22 protein-coding genes are annotated in these 21837 nt (G+C 45.8%); 21 read left to right on the plus strand and 1 reads right to left on the minus strand.

Features of this window, described 5'->3' with window-relative positions; translation table 11 throughout:
- The first annotated feature begins 7 nt into the window (after positions 1–7).
- From AC1DE7_RS04660 to AC1DE7_RS04740, 17 genes are all read left to right on the plus strand, one after another.
- Positions 8–997 (plus strand): beta-ketoacyl-ACP synthase III, encoded by a 990-nt coding sequence (locus tag AC1DE7_RS04660; protein ID WP_036610885.1) that lies wholly within the window; start codon positions 8–10, stop codon positions 995–997.
- 25 nt (positions 998–1022) lie between these two features.
- Positions 1023–1955 (plus strand): ACP S-malonyltransferase, encoded by a 933-nt coding sequence (fabD, locus tag AC1DE7_RS04665; protein ID WP_339286424.1) that lies wholly within the window; start codon positions 1023–1025, stop codon positions 1953–1955.
- A gap of 37 nt (positions 1956–1992) precedes the next feature.
- On the plus strand, positions 1993–2742 hold the full coding sequence (fabG, locus tag AC1DE7_RS04670) for a 3-oxoacyl-[acyl-carrier-protein] reductase (RefSeq protein WP_017689228.1): 750 nt from the start codon (positions 1993–1995) through the stop codon (positions 2740–2742).
- A 152-nt stretch (positions 2743–2894) separates the two neighbouring features.
- Positions 2895–3128, plus strand: coding sequence for an acyl carrier protein (acpP, locus tag AC1DE7_RS04675; protein WP_024630176.1), 234 nt, complete (start codon positions 2895–2897; stop codon positions 3126–3128).
- 177 nt (positions 3129–3305) lie between these two features.
- Positions 3306–4544 carry a beta-ketoacyl-ACP synthase II gene (fabF, locus tag AC1DE7_RS04680; protein WP_036609459.1) on the plus strand — a complete coding sequence of 413 codons (1239 nt, stop codon included), beginning with the start codon at positions 3306–3308 and terminating at the stop codon, positions 4542–4544.
- Between the two features lie 13 nt (positions 4545–4557).
- Positions 4558–5262, plus strand: a complete 705-nt coding sequence (gene rnc, locus AC1DE7_RS04685; RefSeq protein ID WP_036670338.1) for a ribonuclease III — start codon at positions 4558–4560, stop codon at positions 5260–5262.
- A gap of 219 nt (positions 5263–5481) precedes the next feature.
- Entirely contained in the window at positions 5482–9051 is a 3570-nt protein-coding gene (smc, locus tag AC1DE7_RS04690) for a chromosome segregation protein SMC (protein WP_036609457.1), read from the plus strand.
- A 108-nt stretch (positions 9052–9159) separates the two neighbouring features.
- On the plus strand, positions 9160–10173 hold the full coding sequence (gene ftsY / locus AC1DE7_RS04695; protein ID WP_477533831.1) for a signal recognition particle-docking protein FtsY: 1014 nt from the start codon (positions 9160–9162) through the stop codon (positions 10171–10173).
- Positions 10174–10319: 146 nt separating this feature from the next.
- Positions 10320–10967, plus strand: coding sequence for a PAQR family membrane homeostasis protein TrhA (gene trhA, locus AC1DE7_RS04700; RefSeq protein WP_017689222.1), 648 nt, complete (start codon positions 10320–10322; stop codon positions 10965–10967).
- A 257-nt stretch (positions 10968–11224) separates the two neighbouring features.
- A complete protein-coding gene (gene ylxM, locus AC1DE7_RS04705) occupies positions 11225–11575 on the plus strand; it encodes a YlxM family DNA-binding protein (RefSeq protein WP_017689221.1) in 351 nt (116 codons plus the stop codon).
- Between the two features lie 62 nt (positions 11576–11637).
- On the plus strand, positions 11638–13017 hold the full coding sequence (gene ffh, locus AC1DE7_RS04710) for a signal recognition particle protein (RefSeq protein WP_017689220.1): 1380 nt from the start codon (positions 11638–11640) through the stop codon (positions 13015–13017).
- 53 nt (positions 13018–13070) lie between these two features.
- On the plus strand, positions 13071–13343 hold the full coding sequence (rpsP, locus tag AC1DE7_RS04715) for a 30S ribosomal protein S16 (protein WP_017689219.1): 273 nt from the start codon (positions 13071–13073) through the stop codon (positions 13341–13343).
- Between the two features lie 23 nt (positions 13344–13366).
- Positions 13367–13597 (plus strand): KH domain-containing protein, encoded by a 231-nt coding sequence (locus AC1DE7_RS04720; RefSeq protein ID WP_477533832.1) that lies wholly within the window; start codon positions 13367–13369, stop codon positions 13595–13597.
- A 301-nt stretch (positions 13598–13898) separates the two neighbouring features.
- A complete protein-coding gene (rimM, locus tag AC1DE7_RS04725; RefSeq protein ID WP_036609454.1) occupies positions 13899–14411 on the plus strand; it encodes a ribosome maturation factor RimM in 513 nt (170 codons plus the stop codon).
- 1 nt (position 14412) lies between these two features.
- Positions 14413–15180 (plus strand): tRNA (guanosine(37)-N1)-methyltransferase TrmD, encoded by a 768-nt coding sequence (trmD, locus tag AC1DE7_RS04730; protein WP_036670343.1) that lies wholly within the window; start codon positions 14413–14415, stop codon positions 15178–15180.
- A gap of 186 nt (positions 15181–15366) precedes the next feature.
- The gene (locus tag AC1DE7_RS04735) at positions 15367–15741 is read left to right on the plus strand and encodes a VOC family protein (RefSeq protein WP_127543797.1); all 375 of its coding nucleotides are present in this window, start codon (positions 15367–15369) and stop codon (positions 15739–15741) included.
- Between the two features lie 153 nt (positions 15742–15894).
- A complete protein-coding gene (locus AC1DE7_RS04740) occupies positions 15895–17142 on the plus strand; it encodes a hypothetical protein (RefSeq protein ID WP_127543795.1) in 1248 nt (415 codons plus the stop codon).
- Between the two features lie 3 nt (positions 17143–17145).
- Here the strand turns inward: AC1DE7_RS04740 and AC1DE7_RS04745 are convergent, their stop codons facing one another.
- Complete coding sequence (locus tag AC1DE7_RS04745) at positions 17146–18111, minus strand: polysaccharide deacetylase family protein (RefSeq protein ID WP_477533833.1); 966 nt, start codon at positions 18109–18111, stop codon at positions 17146–17148.
- A 350-nt stretch (positions 18112–18461) separates the two neighbouring features.
- Here AC1DE7_RS04745 and rplS point away from each other — a divergent pair, with 350 nt between their 5' ends.
- The 4 genes from rplS (at position 18462) to AC1DE7_RS04765 (ending at position 21837) form a co-directional block, all read left to right on the plus strand.
- Positions 18462–18803, plus strand: a complete 342-nt coding sequence (gene rplS, locus AC1DE7_RS04750; RefSeq protein ID WP_017689212.1) for a 50S ribosomal protein L19 — start codon at positions 18462–18464, stop codon at positions 18801–18803.
- Between the two features lie 357 nt (positions 18804–19160).
- Positions 19161–19781, plus strand: a complete 621-nt coding sequence (gene lepB / locus AC1DE7_RS04755; protein WP_036609449.1) for a signal peptidase I — start codon at positions 19161–19163, stop codon at positions 19779–19781.
- A gap of 30 nt (positions 19782–19811) precedes the next feature.
- Positions 19812–20675: a ribosome biogenesis GTPase YlqF gene (gene ylqF, locus AC1DE7_RS04760; RefSeq protein WP_036670353.1), complete on the plus strand. Its 864-nt coding sequence runs from the start codon at positions 19812–19814 to the stop codon at positions 20673–20675.
- 460 nt (positions 20676–21135) lie between these two features.
- On the plus strand, positions 21136–21837 hold the full coding sequence (locus AC1DE7_RS04765; RefSeq protein ID WP_083669772.1) for a ribonuclease HII: 702 nt from the start codon (positions 21136–21138) through the stop codon (positions 21835–21837).

Consider the following 21837-nt stretch of genomic DNA (forward strand, 5'->3'; position numbering starts at 1 on the left):
TGACGATATGAATAATTTGCGCCCAGTAGGGATTATTGGTACAGGGAAATATGTGCCTGAGAAAATTTTGACAAATAGCGATCTGGAGAAAATGGTCGATACCAATGACGAGTGGATCGTCAGTCGTACAGGAATCAAAGAGCGTCACATCGCTGCACCCGATCAGGCAACTTCTGATCTGGCATATGAGGCGGCTATTAAAGCCCTTGAATCTGCAGGCATGACAGGCAGTGATCTTGATCTGATTATTGTTGCAACCATTACTCCGGATTCTTCGTTCCCATCGACAGCCTGCATCTTGCAGGACAAATTGGGTGCAAAAGGTGCCGCGGCATTTGATCTGTCGGCTGCTTGTTCCGGATTTGTATACGGTTTGGCTAGTGCTACGAGCTTCATCCAAAGCGGTATGTACAACAATGCACTTGTCATTGGTGCGGACTGCTTGTCTCGTATTACGGATTATACAGACCGTAACACATGTGTCCTCTTTGGTGATGGAGCAGGCGCGGTAGTTGTTGGTGAAGTTCCGGAAGGTCGCGGATTCAAAGCGTTCGATCTCGGTGCTGAAGGTGCTGGCGGTAGTCTTCTTCAGATGGAAGGCGGGGGTTCCCGTCTGCCTGCTACTGCAGAGACCGTTGAAAATAAAAAACATTACATCAACATGAACGGTCGTGAAGTGTTTAAGTTTGCGGTACGTGTCATGGGGACGGCTACCATTGAGGTATTACGCAAGGCTGGTATGGAGCGTACGGATGTGGATCTGTTTGTTCCTCACCAAGCGAATATTCGGATTATCCAATCTGCGATGCAACGACTTGAACTTCCTGAAGAAAAGGTTGTAGTCAACGTGGATAAGTATGCAAACACATCTGCTGCTTCCATACCGCTTGCTCTGGTAGAAGCAGCGGAGGAAGGTCGCATGAAAGCCGGAGATACCGTTCTGATGGTTGGATTCGGTGGCGGTTTGACATGGGGTGCATCGGTACTCGTTTGGTAAAATAGACATCTGGGAGATGAATGAGATGGGTAAAATAGCATTTGTATTTCCCGGACAGGGATCACAGGCTGTAGGCATGGCCAAGGACGCGTATGAGTCCGTGCCTGCGGCAACCGAAATTTTTCGCACAGCAGATGAAACATTGGGTTTCTCGCTGAGCAACCTTGTATTTGAAGGACCGGAGACCGAGTTGAAACAGACATCAAATACACAACCGGCTCTGTTGACAGCAAGTATTGCCTTGCTTGAAGCTTTCAAAGAAAAAGGAATTCAGCCTGACTATACGGCTGGACACAGTCTGGGAGAATACAGTGCACTGGTGGCAGCGGGCGTTCTTTCGTTTGCTGACGCAGTGAGCACTGTGCGGGCACGTGGTCAGTATATGGAACAGGCAGTACCGGGTGGACAAGGAGCGATGGCTGCTGTGTTGGGTGCGGATCGGGAAGCGCTGGGGGTGCTTTGCCGTGACGTATCTGAAAGTGGTCATGCGGTTGAACTTGCCAACATTAATTGTCCGGGACAAATCGTCATTTCTGGTGTGAAGGAAGGCGTAGCTGCTGTTGCGGAACGAGTGAAAGAAGCAGGCGGTAAACGCGCCATTGCATTGGAAGTAAGCGGTCCGTTCCACTCTTCATTGATGAAGGGTGCAGCTGATAAGCTGGCAGAGAAACTGAAAACCGTTACGTTCTCACCGGCAGCGGTCCCTGTAGTCGCTAATGTGACTGCAAGACCTGCAGAGGATGGACAGGTTCAGGATTTGTTGACAGCTCAGGTCTATTCTCCTGTATTATGGGAAGACAGTGTGACATGGCTTATTGAGCAAGGTGTGGATACGTTCATCGAGATTGGATCTGGCAGTGTATTGACCGGTTTGATTAAAAAAACAGATAAAACCGTAAAACTGTACAATGTGAACAGTCTTGAAACGCTCGAAGCAACGGCAATTGCGTTGAAGTGATTAGCAGGGATTAGATTTGGGGAAAGGAGGAATGATTATGTCTAAACCATTAGAAGGTAAAAATGCACTCGTTACCGGGGCATCCCGGGGCATTGGGCGCAGTATTGCACTGGCACTTGCAGAAGCTGGAGCGAACGTAGCCGTGAATTATGCGGGTAGCCAAGCGGCAGCTGAGGAAGTGGCAGAAGCGATTCGTGCCAAAGGAGTCAAGGCGATTACACTTCAAGCCAATGTTGGCCTGATGGATGAAGCTGAACAAATGGTCAAAGCTACACTCGAAGCATGGGGCAACGTTGATATTCTGGTGAACAATGCTGGAATTACCCGTGATAATCTGATCATGCGTATGAAAGAGGAAGAATTCGATCAGGTTATTGAAACCAATCTCAAAGGTGTGTTTAACTGCCTTAAGGCGGTTACACGTCCAATGATGAAACAACGGTCGGGAAGAATTATCAATATCTCCTCGGTTGTAGGTGTGCTCGGTAATGCTGGACAAGCGAACTATGTTGCTGCCAAGGCAGGTGTCATTGGCCTGACAAAGGCATCTGCTCGTGAACTGGCTTCTCGTGGAATCACAGTTAACTGTGTTGCACCAGGATTCATTGAGACAGATATGACAAAAGAGTTGTCCCAGGAGCTGGTGGACGGTATGCTAAGTGGTATTCCGTTGTCCCGTTTGGGTCAGCCGGATGAAATCGCCGGTGTAGTCACTTTCCTGGCTTCACAGGCTTCATCTTATATGACAGGGCAGACGCTACATGTCGATGGTGGCATGTACATGTAATTCTTCCCGGACTTGAACAATAGTCGGGGAACAGGCGCTGGACGATCCGAAATGCCGGAAAAAGGCCGGGTTCCCCGGCCGGGAGCCGCATATGTCTTCTATGGCATTTTGCCTGCGATTCTCGTATAATACCAAAGAAGGAGGTGAACCGGATGTCCGATGTATTGGAGCGTGTAAAACGCATCGTCGTCGACCGCTTGGGCGCAGACGAAGCTGAAGTTACACTTGAAGCATCTTTCAAAGAAGATTTGGGTGCTGATTCTTTGGATGTAGTGGAATTGGTCATGGAATTGGAAGATGAATTTGATTTGGAAATCTCTGATGAAGATGCAGAAAAAATCACGACCGTAGGTGAAGTTGTAAACTACATACAATCTCATACCTAAAGTCATTTTTAGTCCCGCACATGTTTTCGAACAGGCGGGACTTCTCATCATTCATTGGTTTTTCTCATTCCGCAAGCTGCTCTACTCAAACAGGCCTATCTTGGTTGAGTAGATGTCTGTTTGCGGATATTCCCACAAAATACTTGCGTAATGCAGTCGATATAGAGGTGACTCGGTTTGAAACAAAGAGTAGTAATTACCGGAATGGGCGTAATGACATCGCTCGGAAAAGATTTGGAAACGTTCTGGGGCAGTTTAATGGCAGGAAAGTCCGGAATTTCTCAGATTGAGGCGTTTGATGTTAGTGAATACACGACACAGATTGCAGCCGAGATCAAGGATTTCAACCCGGAAGAATATATGGATCGCAAGGATGCTCGCAAAATGGACCGTTTTGTACAGTTCGCTGTGGCAGCCGGCTTCAAAGCTGTTGAAGACAGTGGTCTGAAAATTAACGAGAATATTGATGCAGAGCGTTTCGGTGTATCCATCGGATCAGGTATTGGTGGATTGGGTACGTGGGAGGACCAACATAATGCATTGTTGCAAAAAGGTCCAAAACGGGTAAGCCCATTCTTTATTCCCATGATGATCTCCAACATGGCTTCAGGCCAAATGTCCATTTCTCTTGGTGCCAAAGGTCCTAACATTAACGTTGTTACCGCTTGTGCAACAGGTACACACTCCATCGGAGATTCCTTCAAGCTGATTGCCAATGGTGATGCAGATGCCATGATCTGTGGTGGTGCAGAAGCAACAATCAGACCAACGGGTCTTGCGGGGTTCTGTGCGATGCGCGCAATGTCTACACGTAATGATGATCCTGCGAAGTCAAGCCGTCCTTTTGATACAGAACGTGATGGATTTGTTATGGGCGAAGGCGCTGGTGTTATGATTCTGGAATCCCTGGAGCATGCTCAAAAACGCGGTGCACGCATTTATGGTGAAGTGATCGGTTACGGTCTGACAGGTGATGCACATCACATGACAGAACCAGATCCGGACGGAGCAGCACGTTGCATGAAGATGGCACTTCGTAATGCGGGCATTGAGCCTGAAGAAGTGGACTACATTAATGCACACGGAACTTCGACGCCTGTAGGCGACAGATCCGAAACGCTTGCGATCAAAAAGGCGTTTGGTGATCATGCGTACAAGCTCGCTGTGAGTTCCACTAAATCCATGACGGGCCACATGCTTGGTGCTGCTGGTGGTGTAGAAGCGGTTATCTGCGGATTGTCACTGACACATCAGACACTGGCTCCAACGATTAACCTGGAAAATCAGGACCCGGAATGTGATCTGGATTATGTACCAAATGTTCCACGTCAAACCAAAGTTAATATTGCCATGTCCAATTCATTTGGATTCGGCGGTCACAATGCCACCATTATTCTCAAAAAATTTGAAGCATAAGGGGCTAGTTCGTTTGAGTGAAGATCTGAAGCAGTTACAACATAAACTTCAAATCAAATTTGACAACAGGCAGCTTTTAAAACAAGCGTTTACCCATGCTTCTTATGTAAACGAACACCGGTTCAGTCAGCATCAGGACAACGAGCGTCTGGAATTTCTGGGCGATGCCGTGCTGGAACTGACTGTATCGGAGTACTTGTATCATTTGTATCCTAACCGTCCGGAAGGTGAATTAACTAAGCTGCGGGCATCCATTGTCTGTGAGCCTTCCCTCGTCAAATTTGCTGAAGCGTTGGGTTTTGGGCAGTATGTACTTCTTGGTAAAGGTGAGGAACTAACTGGAGGACGGACACGGCCGGCTCTGCTGGCAGATGTGTTTGAATCTTTCATTGGTGCATTGTATCTGGATCAGGGGCTTGCGCCTGTTCGGACATTTCTTGATCAGCATGTCTTCCCATTAATCGTATTGGGCAGCAAGCTGCAAATGAGTGATTACAAAACGGAACTGCAGGAACTTACTCAGCATCACAATATGGGAGCTTTGGAATACCGTATCGTTGAGGAACGGGGACCTGCCCATGAACGTGAGTTTGTCTCGGAGGTCCATATGGGTCAAGAAAGGCTTGGCAGAGGTACAGGACGTTCCAAAAAGGAAGCGGAACAACAGGCTGCATCTGCAGCACTTGATCGACTGAAGCTTCCGGAAGCCGGAGCTTAACCGATAGCGCATAGACAAACGAAGAGCAAAGAGCAGCCCGCGGGTCCGCCCCGGCGGAAGTAATCGGCCGGACTGCTTTTTGCTCTTTTTTTTGTAAAGAGGTTCAGGAGGAGTTAGCCTGATCGTTAACTAAATAAGTTGAATTTTATTTTAGTTCAATTTAGTTAGGCGCTGGAATGCAATACTTGAAATTTGCAAGAGGAGGTGACGAGAAACCCTATGTTTTTAAAACGGATTGAATTGGGTGGATTCAAGTCATTCGCCGACAAAACGGAGATGGAGTTCGTTCGTGGCATTACGGCTGTTGTAGGTCCGAACGGAAGTGGAAAGAGTAATATATCGGACGGAATTCGCTGGGTTCTGGGGGAACAAAGTGCCAAGTCGCTGCGTGGTGGCAAGATGGAAGATATCATCTTTGCAGGCAGTGACGCACGGAAAGCCGTTAATTTCGGTGAGGTGTCGCTAACACTTGATAACGAAGATCACGCACTTGCATTGGATTTTGGTGAGGTGACGGTGACTCGTCGTGTACATCGTAGCGGAGATAGTGAATATTTTATTAACAAACAATCTTGTCGTTTGAAGGATATCACGGAGTTGTTTATGGATACCGGCATCGGTAAGGAGGCCTACTCGATTATTGGACAGGGGCGAATCGAAGAGATTCTGAGTACCCGTTCAGAGGATCGCAGAGGTATCTTTGAAGAAGCTTCAGGTATCGTTAAATATAAATCCCGCAAGCGGGATGCGACGCGCAAACTGGATGAGACAGAGCAAAATTTGCTGCGTATTCATGATCTGGTGACTGAACTGGAAGATCAGATTGGCCCGCTAAAGGAACAATCGGAGAAAGCAATCCACTATAAGGAACTTCGTTCTCAGCTCAAATCGCAGGAAATTTCCATGTATGTGTACCAGATCGAACAGATTCATGCGTCCTGGAGTAAGGCAAATGAGCGCCTGCAATCGCTAAAACAGGAAGAGGTTGGACTGGCGGCGATTGTCTCTACGCATGATGCCAAGCTGGAAAATGATCGGAATGCGCTGCGTATCCTGGAAACAGAGACAGAGCAACTGCAAGCCGCTTTATTGCAATTCAGTGAAGCGACAGAGAAAAGTGAAGGACTTGGAGAATTGCTCAAGGAGCGCTCGCACCATCTGCAAACAAATCAGGAGCAGCTCAAAGTAACGCTTGCCGCCAGTGAAGAGAGACATCGCGAACGGGAAACCGAGCTGCTTGCACTGCGTGAGAAGTTTGGCAAGCTTGAGCATGAACTGAATGATGTGAGAAATCAGTTGTCTCAGGAAGAAGCCAAACTCATCGGTGTCACAGGTGGCATTAGTCAGCAGCAAGAGGAAAGCCTCAAAGGCAATTTGCTGGAACTGATGAATCAGATGGCTCAGACACGCAATGAAATTCGTTATGTGGATCAGCAGAAAGAAACGCTGGAGCGCAGAATGAATCGCGCGGCTGAAGAATCAGGCAAATGGGAAGAGCAGAAAGAGACACTGGAGAGTCGCAAAACGGACATTGAGAAAAAAGTTGTTCGCTTGGGCAAAGAAATCAGCGATCTACGTGGTGGTTACATTACGGAAAGTGAACGACTTCAGTCGCTACAGAAGCTGCTCGAAGAAAGTCGGGGTACGGTCCGTAAATGGGAACAGAAGCGTGAAGCTCAAGTTTCCCGCCGCGATACGATGAAAGAGATGCAGGATGATTTTGACGGATTCATGCTGGGTGTCAAGGAGGTTCTCAAGGCTTCACGTAAAGGTACGCTGAGCGGTGTTCATGGAGCTGTGGCTGAACTCGTAAAAGTTCCCGAGAAGATCGAACTTGCGGTAGAAACAGCAATGGGAGCATCCTTGCAGCATGTGGTCATGGAAAATGAATCAGTTTCCAGACAGGCAATTGCTTTTCTGAAGCAACGCCAGTTGGGGCGTGCAACGTTCCTGCCTCTGGATGTCATTCGTCCTCGTGCCATTGGAGCGGCTGAACGTTCTATGATTGAAGGTATGGAGGGTTTTGTGGGGATCGGTGCTGATCTTGTACAATTCGAATCCAAATATGCTTCAATCATTGGCAGCTTGCTCGGTAATGTTATTATTGCCGAAACGTTGGAGGTCGCCAATAAAATTGCGGCTCGCTGCCAGTATCGTTTCCGGGTTGTGACGCTTGAAGGTGACGTGGTCAATGCGGGTGGTTCCATGACAGGTGGTAGCCAGCACAAGAAAAATGTGAGTCTGCTCAGCCGGAAACGGCAGCTGGACCAGCTCGACCAGGATATTTTGGATACGGAAAATCAAATCGTGAAACTGCATCGCAGTGTGGATGATGTAAAAGTCCAACTGGAACAGTGTCAGGACAAACTGGATGAACTTCGTCAGTCCGGTGATGATACGCGAAATGCAGAACAGCAGGCTTCGATGGAAATGAAACAGGTAGAGCATGAGCTTCGCCATGTGCTTGAACAGGTTGCCGTTGCCGGGCAGGAGAAGAGTGGCTTTACCGAAGAGATCAAAGAGCTGGATACGGCTCGGATCGTCGCTGTGAAGAAGCTGGAGCAGCTTGAAGAGGAAGAAAAAGCGACTCATCGTGCCATTCATGCAGCCGAGTTTGCTCGGAAAGCCAATGAATCTGCGAAGGAAGAATTGCAGAGCCAACTCACCGAATTGAAAGTGCGTGAAGGCAAGCTGGATCAGGAGCGATTCTCCAATGGAGAACAATTGCGACGTCTGGAGCGGGAAGTAGAGTCGCTGGTGAAAGATCTTCGTCAGAATCGCACGTTGCTGGCTTCGATGGAAGCAGATCTCAAGAAAACACAGACCGAGAGTGTTAAACAGATTGAAGATCTGAACCAGTATAAGCTGAAAAAAGCGGAAGCTTCTCAGGATCTGGACTTCAAACGTGCTGCCCGAAGTGAGTTGTCGAAAAAGCTTGAGCTTGCCGAGAGCGAAACGAAGGAACAGCGCACACAGTTAAAAGCTGTGGAAGAACAGATGCGACAGACGGAAATTTCCGTGAACCGGCTGGATGTTGAGCTGGAAAATATACTGCGAAAACTGACCGATGAATACGAACTGGGCTATGAACTGGCCAAAGAGCGTTATCCTGTGCCGGAAGACGTGGAGCATACTCAGGCAGAGGTACAGAAGCTGAAGCGCAGTATATCCGCCCTGGGTGATGTGAACCTGGGAGCGATTGAGGAGTTCCAGCGAGTCAATGAGCGATACGAGTTCCTGAGTGAACAGAAGAATGACCTGGTGGAAGCTAAAACAACGTTGTATCAGGTTATTCGGGAAATGGAAGACGAGATGGCGAAGCGATTCAAGATCACGTTTGATGCCATCCGCCGTGAGTTCGGTACCGTGTTTAGCAAGCTGTTTGGCGGGGGCCGTGCTGACCTTGTTCTGATGGACCCGGAGCGCTTGCTTGAAACGGGAATAGATATCGTGGCTCAGCCACCAGGCAAGAAACTGCAAAACCTGCAACTGTTATCCGGTGGGGAGCGGGCTTTGACGGCGATGGCTTTATTATTTGCTATTCTGCATGTCAAACCGGTACCATTCTGCGTGCTGGATGAAGTTGAGGCAGCACTGGACGAAGCTAACGTGGTACGTTTTGCCCAGTACTTGCGTGAATTCTCCGAACAGACACAGTTTATCGTTGTTACCCATCGTAAAGGTACGATGGAAGAGGCAGATGTGCTGTACGGTGTTACAATGGAAGAGGGCGGTGTATCCAAGCTCGTTTCGGTTAAACTGGAAGATGAGGAAGCAGTAATTGCCTGATCTGATCCAAACCTGCGAGACAAACGAACTCATTGTAATCATTGAAAATCATTCAGATTGAGCATTTTTGCAAAACCGCTTAGATTATGTACACGATGGAGGGGCTTTATGAGTTTTTTTAAAAAGCTTAGAGACAGCATTGCAAGCAAAACGGAGTCGGTCACCAAACAGTTTAAGGATGGATTGGAAAAGACACGTAAAGGGTTAGTGGAAAAAGTGTCGGATCTCGTAATCCGTCGCAAAAAAATCGATGAAGAGTTCTATGAAGAACTGGAAGAGATTTTGATCGGAGCAGACGTTGGTGTGAATACAGTTATGAATCTGATCGAAGACCTGCGCGTTGAGGTGAAAAAACGCAAAATTGAGGATGCGGCTGAGCTGCAGCCTGTATTGTCCGAGAAACTGACGGGTCTTCTTCGCGGTGAACAGAATAACGAATTGAAAATGAACCCGGATGGCATTACCGTCATTTTGTTTGTTGGTGTTAACGGTGTTGGTAAAACAACAACGATTGGCAAGCTGGCACATCGATTTAAACAACAAGGTAAAAAAGTCATCATGGCAGCTGGAGATACGTTCCGTGCCGGAGCCATTGAACAGCTGGAAGTATGGGGGCAACGTGCCGGTGTCGATGTGATCAAACAGCAATCTGGTTCTGATCCAGCAGCGGTTATGTATGATGCGGTACAGGCAGCGAAACAACGGGGTGCGGATGTTCTGCTCTGTGATACAGCAGGTCGTCTGCAAAACAAATCTAACCTGATGGACGAGCTTAACAAGATCTATCGTGTCATTCAACGTGAAATTCCGGATGCTCCGCATGAAGTACTGATGGTACTGGATGCAACAACAGGTCAAAATGCTTTAAACCAGGCTAAACTTTTCGGTGAGAAAAGCGGTGTAACAGGCCTCGTACTGACGAAACTGGATGGAACAGCCAAAGGGGGGATCGTTGTTGCGATCCGTCAGGAGCTGGACTTGCCTGTGAAGCTCGTAGGACTGGGTGAGAAAATTGATGATCTGCAGCCGTTTGACTCGGAGCAATTTGTGCATGCTTTGTTCGCCGGATTAATCCAGGAACAGCCAGTGGAAAGTGCTGAAGAAGAGGAAGCTAATTCCTAGAATCATCAATAATAGAATGAATTAATAATGTTAACCGTATTGCCAGTGATATACGTGATATGTGTCACGTGTAATGTCACTGGCAATACGTGTATAATGGAGGAATAAAGCAGGCAATGTTAAAGGGTTAGAAAGGACGGTTGAAAATGGCCAATACGTATACCTATTCTCGCCGTGAAGAAGTCGCCAATGCGGTGACACATGGAATCGGCGCTGCACTCAGTGTAGCTGCACTGGTGATATTGATTGTATTTTCAAGTATGAAAGGCACGGCTTGGCATGTGGTCAGTTTCACGATCTACGGAATCACCATGCTGTTGCTCTATACAAGTTCTACACTCGTGCATGCATGGAAAGATGGAAAAGTGAAAGATTTATTTGAGATTTTCGACCATTCTTCCATTTATTTGTTTATTGCGGGATCGTACACTCCGCTTTTGTTTATTGCTGTTCGCGGTACACTTGGATGGACCCTGTTTGGTATAATCTGGGGTATCGCATTATTCGGCGTGATCTTTAAGGCATTTTTTACGAAAAAGTTTCTATTCATGTCCACGATTTTCTATATTGCGATGGGCTGGCTGATCGTTATTGCCTGGCAACCGCTTATGGCGGCCATTCCTACAGGCGGTATTGTGTTGCTGGTTGCTGGAGGCCTGATGTATACACTGGGTACGCTCTTTTATGTATGGCGTGGATTTCCGTACCACCATGCGATTTGGCATCTCTTTGTGTTAGCAGGCAGTATTCTTCATTTCTTTATGGTACTGCTGTACCTGACACCACTTCGTTAGAACACCATAAACGGATGCATCTCCACGGAATGAGACGCATTCGTTTTTTCTTCTACATAGAGGTGGATGGCAGAGATACAGATTTGCTTGTAGTGAAGAAGGGCATAAACCACCCGTTAAACATCGAAATAACGTATCATCAGAGCTGTTTTTATTGTGACAAGTATTTTTGCTTGACAACCTGATTTGTTTTAGGTATTATTAGGAACGTTGCAAGAGTGTAAAGTGTTTTTCCTTGACGAAGGGAGTGCCCCGATGTGAGTCAAGAAAATCGGCTTGAGAAGACAAACCGGATTAACTTGCTGTTTGCTTTTTATGAATTGTTACTTACCGAGAAACAGCAGACTTTTCTAAAGTATTACTTTCATGACGATTTCTCACTTGGTGAAATTGCAGCCGAGTTTGAGATCAGCCGCCAGGCGGTATACGAGCATATCAAGCGTGCCGAACAAGTGCTGGAAAATTACGAAAGCAAGCTGGGCTTGCTGGAAAAGCATGAACGGCGTAATCGCAATCTTGAAGATTTGCAAAATGCATTGGAACGCGCAGGCGTCTCCATTGATAACAACAAACAAATACACGATATCGTTGCTCAGCTTAGTGAATGAAAATTGGCTGAGCGGAACGTATCGGTCTTGAAAACAGTATTAAAGCTTAAGGAGGTGGGATCATGGCATTTGAAGGATTAACGACCCGATTACAGAATGTGTTCAGCAAGCTGCGCGGCAAAGGCAAGGTGTCTGATGAAGATGTAGCCGAGGCTATGCGCGAGGTACGTCTGGCATTGCTCGAAGCGGATGTAAACTTCAAAGTGGTCAAGGAATTCATCGCCAAGGTGAAAGAGAAGGCTGTTGGCAAAGAAGTGATGGAGAGCTTCACGCCAGGAATGGTCATCATCGACATCGTTAACAAGGAACTAACGGATTTGATGGGTGGAAGCCAAGCGAAACTGGCTAAAGCGAACAAACCGCCTACGGTGCTGATGATGGTTGGTTTGCAGGGTGCTGGTAAAACAACCACATCGGGTAAACTGGCTAAAATGCTGCAAAAGCAAAACAGCAGACCATTGCTTGTTGCAGGAGATATTTATCGTCCCGCAGCGATCAAACAGTTGCAAGTACTTGGCGAGCAGATCAAAGCGCCGGTATTCACACTGGGAGATCAGACAAGCCCTGTTGAGATCGCACGTCAAGGTCTTCAACATGCGAAGGATAACGGTAATGACTATGTTATTATCGATACAGCTGGACGTCTGCATGTTGATGAAGAACTGATGGAAGAACTTCGCCAAATTCACAGCGTAGTGAATCCGGATGAAGTACTGCTTGTTGTAGACAGCATGACAGGTCAGGATGCGGTTAACGTAGCAGAACACTTTAACCAGCAGCTTAATCTGACCGGGGTTGTCCTGACCAAGCTGGATGGAGATACTCGTGGTGGTGCTGCGCTTTCCGTCAAAGCAGTTACGGGTTGTCCAATCAAGTTTGCTTCCCTTGGAGAGAAACTTGACGCTTTGGAGCCGTTCCACCCGGAACGTATGGCTTCACGGATCCTCGGTATGGGTGATATGTTATCTCTGATTGAGAAAGCACAATTAAACATTGATACCGATAAAGCCAAGGAAATGGAACGGAAGATGCGTAATGCAGAATTCACGTTTGAAGATTTCCTGGAGCAGATGGATCAAGTGAAAAAGCTGGGACCAATCGATCAGATCATGGATATGATCCCCGGCATGGGCAAGATGAAACAAGCCAAGGATCTGAAGGTTGATGATAAACAGATGGGCCGGATCGAAGCGATCGTTTACTCAATGACGACCGAAGAGAAACGTAACCCGGACATGATCAACCATAGCCGCCGGAAGCGTATTGCTACCGGAAGCGGAACATCTCTGGCTGAAGTAAATCGTCTGATCAAGCAATTTGATGAGATGCGCCGCATGATGAAACAGTTCTCGGATATGATGGGACCTAAAGGCGGCGGTAAAAATAAAGCGATGAAGCAGCTTAAAGGTATGGGTAAAGGAATGAAGTTTCCTTTCCGTTGATTTAAGCGAAGCTGGATCATATACAGATTTCATTGAAGGAGGTGAATTTTCAAATGGCAGTTCGTATTCGTCTGAAACGTATGGGTGCTCACAAAGCTCCTTTCTACCGCGTAGTGGTATCGGATTCCCGTTCCCCACGTGACGGTCGTTTTATCGAGGAGATCGGTTACTACAACCCGGTTGAACAACCGGCTGTTGTTAAGATCGATGAAGATAAAGCATTGGCATGGCTTCAAAACGGTGCACAAGCATCTGACACTGTCCGCAACTTGCTTAGCAAAGCGGGCGTGATGAAGAAGTTCCACGAGTCTAAATTATCTAAATAAAGTGCTGATTCGGAGGGTCATCTATGGAAGAATTAGTAAGAATAATTGCTAAGGCTTTAGTCGATCATCCGGAAGATGTGACGGTTCGGACGGTTGAGAAAGACCGGCTTGTCGTTTATGAGTTAACCGTTCATCCTGACGATGTCGGGAAGGTAATTGGTAAACAGGGACGAATCGCGAAATCACTTCGTACGGTCGTCACATCAGCAGCAGTTAAGATGGATAAACGGGTTACCGTTGATATCATATCTTAAAGATATACGAAAGGGGGTTAGGATGCATGTCCTAGCCCCTTTTCGTGCATGCTGAACTTAATATGTTGAATTAGATATTGAATTAAAATATTTTGGGTATGAGTGACTTCGGAGCAGTGCAGGGGACGGGATCGATTCTGGAGAAGCGTCAGCGTTCGCCTTTATCACCTCATTTTCACCTTTTAAATTAAGTTCGAAAAATGAGGGGGGAACAGCGATCGAAAGAACGAACCGTCGCCGGAACGACCGTACGAGAGTCGAAGTAGCTGTTTAGTTTGATTTAATTTCGTAGGAGGAACGTATGGCAGAGTTTATGAATGTAGGTAAAATCGTTAATACGCATGGAATTCGCGGTGAGGTGAGAATCATGCCTATAACCGATTTCCCAGAAGTGCGTTTCGCGAAAAATGCAGAGTTGTTTTTCTTTACACCAGATAATCATCCCGTCATGGTTAACGTGGAATCTGCACGTTTGCATAAAAATATGTATATTCTTCGTCTGAAAGAGTATGGCAATATTAATGAAGTAGAGAAGTTTAAAGGCGGTATGGCCAAAGTGTTAAAAGAGAACCTCGCTGAGCTGGAGGAAGGTGAATACTACTTCCATCAAATCGTTGGGTGTTCGGTTATCACCGAAGAGGGTGAAACGCTTGGAACCATCTCTGAAATTTTGACTCCGGGTGCCAATGATGTATGGGTTGTCAAAACGCCAGCAGGTAAAGAAGTGCTGATTCCCGTTATTGATGATGTAGTACTTGATGTGGACATCGAACAGCAGCAAGTGAAGATTCACCTGATGGAAGGGCTGCTATAACATGAAAGTGGATGTATTAACACTCTTCCCGGAGATGTTTGATGGCGTATTCGGAGCAAGCATTCTGGGTAAAGCCCAAACGAAGGGGCTGGTGTCCCTCGGTGCAACCAACTTCCGTAATTATGCGACCAATAAGCACAATACGGTCGATGATGCTCCTTACGGTGGGGGTGGAGGCATGGTGCTGAAACCAGATCCGATCTTTGCTGCTGTTGAAGATGTACTGGAGCAACGCGGAGAAGCCGCGGCAACCATGAAAGCTCCACGTATCATTTTAATGTGTCCGCAAGGTGAGACGTTTACACAGAAAAAAGCAGAAGAACTTGTACAGGAAGATCATCTGATTTTTATATGTGGACATTATGAAGGTTACGATGAGCGAATTCGCGAATTTCTCGTGACGGATGAACTATCCATTGGTGATTACGTGCTCACTGGTGGGGAATTGCCTGCTATGGTTGCGATCGACAGCATCGTACGCCTTATTCCCGGTGTGCTTGGCAATGAGACAAGTGCTGTGACGGATTCATTCAGTACTGGACTCCTCGAATATCCACACTACACACGTCCACCCGAGTTTAGGGGCATGAAAGTACCGGATATGCTGTTGTCGGGACATCATCTGAACATTGAGGCATGGCGCAGAGAACAGTCGTTGCTTCGTACGCTGGAGCGCAGACCGGAGATGTTGGAAACGGCTGATTTGACGGATAAAGAACGTATTTGGTTGAAAAAGATACGCTCAAACCGTAAACATAGCACAGAATAAGTATATGTTTCGTATAACACGTAAATATATCTTTTTATAGAGTTTGAAAAAGCCAACCTTGATACCAAAGGTTGGCTTTTCTTATGTGTTTTGTAAAGAAAGCTGGATATTCAATGGGTTATTCTATAAAATGGAGGTATATTTTAAAACTAAGTTTCACTAAATGAAACCAAAGGCGGTGTATGAATGACTTACAATATTATTGGTCTTGATCATATTCAGCTCGCAGCACCTGAAGCTTGTGAAGCGGAGGCACGTCATTTTTTCAATAAAGTACTGGGCTGGACGGAGATTCCCAAACCTGAAATTCTGAGAAAACGGGGTGGTGTATGGTTTGAGTGTGGTGGACACCAAGTGCATATTGGCGTACAAAAAGATTTTATTCCCGCCACAAAAGCTCATCCGGCTTTTCATGTAAAACATTTGGATCAGTTGCGTGATCATCTCATTCATAACCAAATTCATATTGTCGATGACGAAGCAAGGGCAGATGAAGGTGTAAGACGTTTTTATATAAATGATCCTTTTGGCAATCGTCTTGAGTTTTTAGAGTGGGCTTAAAATCATTCGTTTAAATCGTTTATTACGTAGGCACTTTTTTGCAACTTTGAACATTTTTGCATGACCACATAATAGGGTTGTAAAAAATAGGGGTTTTCTTTATGGTGAACTCAGCTGGATTTGAATAACAACGATAAGCTGAGGAGGAAGATGATGAGCATTCAGCCTTATGAAATCGCCAGACTAAATATTAGCCAAGCCGGAGAACGCTGCAAAATGCTTTTAGGAGATCTAAACGGGGATGGCAGACTTGAAATGTTGCTGGTACAGGCAGATGGGGGTATAGACGATCGGTATGTCCCGCATCAGGTATGTTGTTTGACTGCGTTTGATCTGGAAGGAACATTACTATGGCAGGTCGGAACTCCTGATCCCGATGCAGGGGGTCCGGGTTCAGACTATCCCGCTCAGGTCGCAGATTGGGATGGAGATGGAAATAATGAAGTATTGTGTGTGATGGACAAACAATTTCTCGTGTTGGATGGCCGGACCGGAGAGATCAAAGAAACACGTGATCTGCCAGGTGATGAAGCACATGACTGCATTATTCTCGCCAACCTGACGGGTAACCAGCATAGAATGGACATTATACTGAAAGACCGCTATAAGACGTTGTGGGCACTCGACCATGATTTTAATTTGTTATGGAAGCATGAAGGGAATCCAGGGCATTTTCCATGGGTATACGATATCGATGGAGATGGGAAAGATGAAGTGATGGCCGGATATGACATGCTGGATCATGATGGGACATTATTATGGTCTTGTCAGAATCTCGATGATCATGCTGACTGTATATGGTTTGGCGACGTTGACGGTGATGGGCAAGTCGAGGTTGTCATTGGTGGCAGTGTTACGGTCATGATGGACCGCTACGGAAATGAGAAATGGCGTTATGAAGATTCAATTGAATCACAGCATATTGCGTTAGGCCATTTTTGTACTGGAATGGAAGGTTTACAGATTGCAGGTCTGGACCGGATTGTCCGGGGGGATGAGCATGGTAAGGATGGAATGTTCATGCTGGATAGCGCTGGTAAAGAAATTTGGAAAGAAAACCGCACAACTCGGGGCTGGTTAACCATTATAGAGCCTGTGTGTAACTGGGATGAGGGTGGACTCGATTATATTATGGCGTATCGCCGAGGGGGAGATGTGTTGCCTTCTTTGGTAGATGGAGATATGAAAACGGTTACTGAATTCCCGAAAGAGGGATATGCGGTGCATGCAGACCTGGTTCAGACGGGGAAAGAACAGATCATCATCTATGACGCAGAGGAAGCAGTGATTTATTCCAGTTCTCCGATGACATTATCACTACTGGATGCAAAAAGAGCCAAGCCACAGCTAAAAAGGCTGTATAACTCGACTCTGTATCCGGGCGGTGAAGTTAAAATCTAGGTTTTACTGGTCATTCTCCGATGCAGATGATTCGTTCTGCGGACTGGATTCGGGTTGAAGCAAGGTCGCTAAATCAGTACCTGTCGTGACCGTCAAGCGAGGCAGCTTCATGGGATGATCTCCTGGATGCACAAATCCAGACTTTACGGTAAAAGCCATGCGATATCCATGTTGCTGTAACTTGTAGATCATCTGTGTGCTGGTATAACCAAAAGGATAGGCCAAATAAGGTGTGTCTATTCCGGTTTCCTTCATTTGCTGGATATCATCATCCAGAAGACTGGTGTCCAGACCGACAGGTACGCTGTTCCCACAGCGCATAAATCCCTTATGATGCAGGTTATAGGTATGGCTGTTGAACTCAAATACGTCGGTTGCTGCCTGCATCTCTGGCTTGGAGATGAAACTGTTGATGGCGGGCTCAAATACCGAAGGTTGATCCTGAATTTTACTGCCTATGACAAACAGCGAGGCATGAAAATTATATTTCTGAAGCACAGGGTAAGCTAAAGTATAATTGTTCTGGTATCCGTCATCAAAGGTAATTACAATGGACTTCTGTGGTAGGGAAATCTTCCCACTAACATATTGCTCAAGCTGATTCAGTGTAATCGTGCGGTAGCCTTCATCATGCAGGTATTTCATATTTTGCTCAAAATCCTCCAGATTAATGATGGATTTATTATCTGTATCGTGATTATTCAGTTTGGGCTCTATGTAATGATACATCAGCACAGGAACTTCTGTAGCGGTACCTTGTTCAATCCTAAAGGTAGAACGATCCAGCGCAGATTGGTTAGAGAAGTCAGTGTGTGACAGCTCGAATGCTTTGCGTTTGACTATGTCCCAGGATGTGCAGGCTTTGTGTGACAGTGCATTCGTTGGGTGAGTTACGGCATATGAATATAGTGTAATGGAGCATGTGAGCATGGCGAGTAGGGCAAGTGTGATCTTTTTCCAATATTTCATAAGTCTTGGGATTCTCCTTTTAAAGTGGTCAATAAGTTATATCATAGACGATATTACTACACTGGAAGTTACAGTATTTTTTCCTGTATCAGGTTGACTTGCAAGATGAGAGCGTTGATTCACTTTCCATACGGGAGAATGTATTTTAGAATGAAGTTAACATGTGATGGATGAGTTTCAGAGTGGCAGATTGAACAATAGGCATTTGTTTAATTTCTCTTGTGTTTTGATATGCTGCGTGATACAATAAGTCTGTTATGTGGAATACGGCGGTCCTCTATGGATGATGAAGGAGACAAGGTGATCTCTGGAAGAAGTATGAACGCCTGTATGGAAGGAGGGAGTCATAGATGAATATCGTTCAAGCGATTACACAAGAACAACTTCGCAAGGATCTTCCGAGTTTTCGTCCTGGTGACACTTTGAAAGTGCACGTTAAGGTAATCGAGGGAACTCGCGAGCGTATCCAATTGTTCGAAGGTGTTGTGATTAAACGCCGTGGTGGTGGAATCAGTGAGACTTTTACAGTTCGTAAAATTTCTTACGGTGTAGGTGTGGAAAGAGCTTTCCCGCTTCATTCCCCTAAAATCGATAGAATCGAAGTGGCTCGCCGTGGTAAAGTTCGTCGTGCGAAGCTTTATTATCTTCGTGAACTACGCGGTAAAGCAGCGAGAATTAAAGAAATTCGTTAATATAACGGATACCGGGAAGGGCTTGGAGACAAGCCCTTTTCGTTTTTGTCCGGGAAAAGTTGAACCGGAGGTACACTTCCGAGTAAAATGGTATGGCAACACATGCGGGGAATAGTCCGGGAGGCTTGTAAAATCAGTTATTGAAGTGCGTGTTCAAAAGACCGGTTTCAGTACCGACTTTTTGAACAACCTCTTGAAGGCATTTGAATTGTGGATTAAATGTACTGTAATGCTTGGTGTAAGATTACATAACTGATGTGAATGTTTTGTATCCATCCATTGAGTTATTGGAACGATACAGAATGCTGGATGTGTGTACTGCTATAAACATGTACTGTGAAGAGAGGAAGATCTTGAATGGAACAAGAAGTTCAACATGACCGGGGCAATCCTGCCGAAGAGAAAGATAGTCGATCCAAAAAAGCCAAAAATGAAATTGTTGAATGGCTTAAAGCCATTGTTATTGCATTAGTTCTCGTCATTCTGATTCGGTGGTTGCTCTTCAAACCGTTTGTTGTGGACGGTCCGTCCATGCAGCCGAACTTTGAAACGGGTGAACGTGTGATCGTCAACGAAATCTTATATGATATCAGAGAACCGAAGCGCGGTGAAGTTATCGTCTTCCACGTACCATCCGAAGGTCGAGATTTCATTAAACGTGTTATTGCTGTAGAAGGTGATACCGTTGAGGTTCAAGACGATACCGTGATGGTTAACGGTAAAAAGGTTGATGAAACGTATATTCAAGGAGCCATTGATGCAGCTGAAGCAAATGGTGGAACCTATAACGTGAAGGATTTCCCGAATGAACAGTTCCCTGATGGCAAAGTGCCGGCAGGTCATGTGTTTGTCATGGGAGATAACCGTCCAAATAGTACAGACAGCCGTATGATCGGTTATGTTTCTTTAAAAGATATTATTGGTCGTGCAGATGTGATTTTCTGGCCGATCGGTGAGATTAAGTGGATCAACCACTGAATTTGAAGTAAATAATGAGGTGAAGACAAGTTGACGATACAATGGTTTCCAGGTCATATGACTCGAGCCAGACGCCAGATTCAGGATAAGTTAAAGCTCATCGACGTGGTCATCGAACTATTGGATGCCCGTCTGCCTGTCTCCAGCCGTAATCCAATGATTGACGAAATATTGCTGGATAAACCCCGGATGATTTTGTTGAACAAATCGGATTTGGCAGATGCAAAAGTGACGCAAGAATGGATTGAATATTTCAAAAAAGAAGGAATTACCGCTTTTCCTGTAGATGCTTCGACGGGAACCAATGTTAAAGATATTCCCGTGCAGGCCAAGCTTCTTCTTAAAGAAAAAATTGACCGTCAAATTGCTAAAGGGATTAATCCTCGTGCGGTTCGCGGGTTGATCGTAGGGATTCCCAATGTAGGTAAATCAACACTGATTAACCGACTGGCTGGACGGAGTATTGCGTTAACAGGAGATCGTCCTGGTGTGACGAAGGGGCAACAGTGGATCAAGGTAGGCAAAGAAATGGAGTTATTGGATACTCCAGGTATTCTTTGGCCTAAGTTCGAAGATCAAAATGTAGGTTATCGTCTTGCCGTAACTGGTGCGATCAAAGAGGAAATTTTGAATGCAGAGGATATCGCCTTTTTTGGAATCAGTTACCTGATGCGTTATTACTGGGACGCCCTTGAAGAGAGATACGGACTTCAGGAGTTCTCCAAGGATGCAGATGATTCAGACAGTGTTATTGCAATTATGGAACAAGTCGGCCGTATCCGTGGATGTGTTGTAAGCGGTGGACGTATTGATCTGGAAAAGGCATCACGAGCATTTCTGCGTGAACTGCGAGCCGGTAAAATGGGACGTTTCTCTATGGAAGCTCCCTATTAAAAAAATGGACTCTACACGATGAAGATCATTGTCTTCATTTGTTCATTTCATATATACAAGTGCCGAAAGAAGCGGCCGTTACCGGATTACCGGGAGCGGTCGTTTTTTGTGTATACAAACGCGGAAGTAGAGCTGGAACATACGTAGAAAACGATAAAATGGAAGAGGTTTGAAGAACAGTACGCTTTATGGAATTGGCTGACCTATATATCAGGTGCATCTAAATCGTGCTATGATAAATGGTGGTGCAATTTAAATTAGACGAGGTCTGATATATTCAATTTAAACCATCAAATACCGATAAATGAAGACATCACTATCTTTATATTGTAAATCTCAAGGAAAAGTTTTACTGATAGAGACAGGTTGTACAGAACAAAAGACAGAGGATCTACGTCTATATTATAAAATTGTAAGTGATGCGTATGCTGAAAAAGCGTGGGTAGAGGAGATGAGCGTTATGGTTGAAAATAATGAAGAGATCGGGTTGAATCTACTGGATACTCCCATTGGACCAAAGAAGAAAAAAGAAGTCAGTGAACCTCGAGATCTGTTGCTCTATGAGCGGGAGTATTGGGACAGTGGATTTGAACGTATTGCTGGTATTGATGAGGTGGGACGGGGTTGTTTGTTTGGGGATGTTGTGGCAGCGGCGGTTATTTTACCGAAGGATCTCATCCTGGAAGGCGTGAATGACTCCAAGAAATTAACGGAGAAAAAACGTGATGCATTATATGACATCATTATGGAAAAAGCGCTGGCGGTAGGTATCGGGTATGCGGATGCAGAGACAATTGATCGGCTTAACATCAAACAGGCTGCGAGACTTGCGATGAAACGTGCGGTTGAAGCATTGGGAGAAACTCCTGATTATATGCTGGTGGATGCCGAGAAGGTGGATGTGAATGTACCTCAACTGTCCATTATTAAAGGGGATGCTAATAGTCAATCGATCGCAGCGGCATCTATTATTGCCAAGGTAACGCGAGATCGGCTGTGTAAGGAAGAATGGGATACGTTATATCCGGAATATGGTTTGTCGATACATAAAGGATATGCAACAAAAGTTCATCGGGAGCAAATTATGGCATTGGGGGCAACCCCGATGCATCGGCGCAGTTTTCTGGGCAACCTGCTTGGAGAGCAGCAATCTTTGTTTTAA

The sequence above is a fragment of the Paenibacillus sp. 10L310 genome (genome assembly GCF_056395745.1).

Coding starts and splice junctions, on each gene's coding strand:
- AC1DE7_RS04660 (WP_036610885.1), top strand. CDS start 8: ATGAATAATTTGCGCCCAGTAGGGATTATTGGTACAGGGAAATATGTG.
- fabD (WP_339286424.1), top strand. CDS start 1,023: ATGGGTAAAATAGCATTTGTATTTCCCGGACAGGGATCACAGGCTGTA.
- fabG (WP_017689228.1), top strand. CDS start 1,993: ATGTCTAAACCATTAGAAGGTAAAAATGCACTCGTTACCGGGGCATCC.
- acpP (WP_024630176.1), top strand. CDS start 2,895: ATGTCCGATGTATTGGAGCGTGTAAAACGCATCGTCGTCGACCGCTTG.
- smc (WP_036609457.1), top strand. CDS start 5,482: ATGTTTTTAAAACGGATTGAATTGGGTGGATTCAAGTCATTCGCCGAC.
- ftsY (WP_477533831.1), top strand. CDS start 9,160: ATGAGTTTTTTTAAAAAGCTTAGAGACAGCATTGCAAGCAAAACGGAG.
- trhA (WP_017689222.1), top strand. CDS start 10,320: ATGGCCAATACGTATACCTATTCTCGCCGTGAAGAAGTCGCCAATGCG.
- ffh (WP_017689220.1), top strand. CDS start 11,638: ATGGCATTTGAAGGATTAACGACCCGATTACAGAATGTGTTCAGCAAG.
- rpsP (WP_017689219.1), top strand. CDS start 13,071: ATGGCAGTTCGTATTCGTCTGAAACGTATGGGTGCTCACAAAGCTCCT.
- AC1DE7_RS04720 (WP_477533832.1), top strand. CDS start 13,367: ATGGAAGAATTAGTAAGAATAATTGCTAAGGCTTTAGTCGATCATCCG.
- rimM (WP_036609454.1), top strand. CDS start 13,899: ATGGCAGAGTTTATGAATGTAGGTAAAATCGTTAATACGCATGGAATT.
- trmD (WP_036670343.1), top strand. CDS start 14,413: ATGAAAGTGGATGTATTAACACTCTTCCCGGAGATGTTTGATGGCGTA.
- AC1DE7_RS04735 (WP_127543797.1), top strand. CDS start 15,367: ATGACTTACAATATTATTGGTCTTGATCATATTCAGCTCGCAGCACCT.
- AC1DE7_RS04740 (WP_127543795.1), top strand. CDS start 15,895: ATGAGCATTCAGCCTTATGAAATCGCCAGACTAAATATTAGCCAAGCC.
- AC1DE7_RS04745 (WP_477533833.1), bottom strand. CDS start 18,111: ATGAAATATTGGAAAAAGATCACACTTGCCCTACTCGCCATGCTCACA.
- rplS (WP_017689212.1), top strand. CDS start 18,462: ATGAATATCGTTCAAGCGATTACACAAGAACAACTTCGCAAGGATCTT.
- lepB (WP_036609449.1), top strand. CDS start 19,161: ATGGAACAAGAAGTTCAACATGACCGGGGCAATCCTGCCGAAGAGAAA.
- AC1DE7_RS04765 (WP_083669772.1), top strand. CDS start 21,136: ATGGTTGAAAATAATGAAGAGATCGGGTTGAATCTACTGGATACTCCC.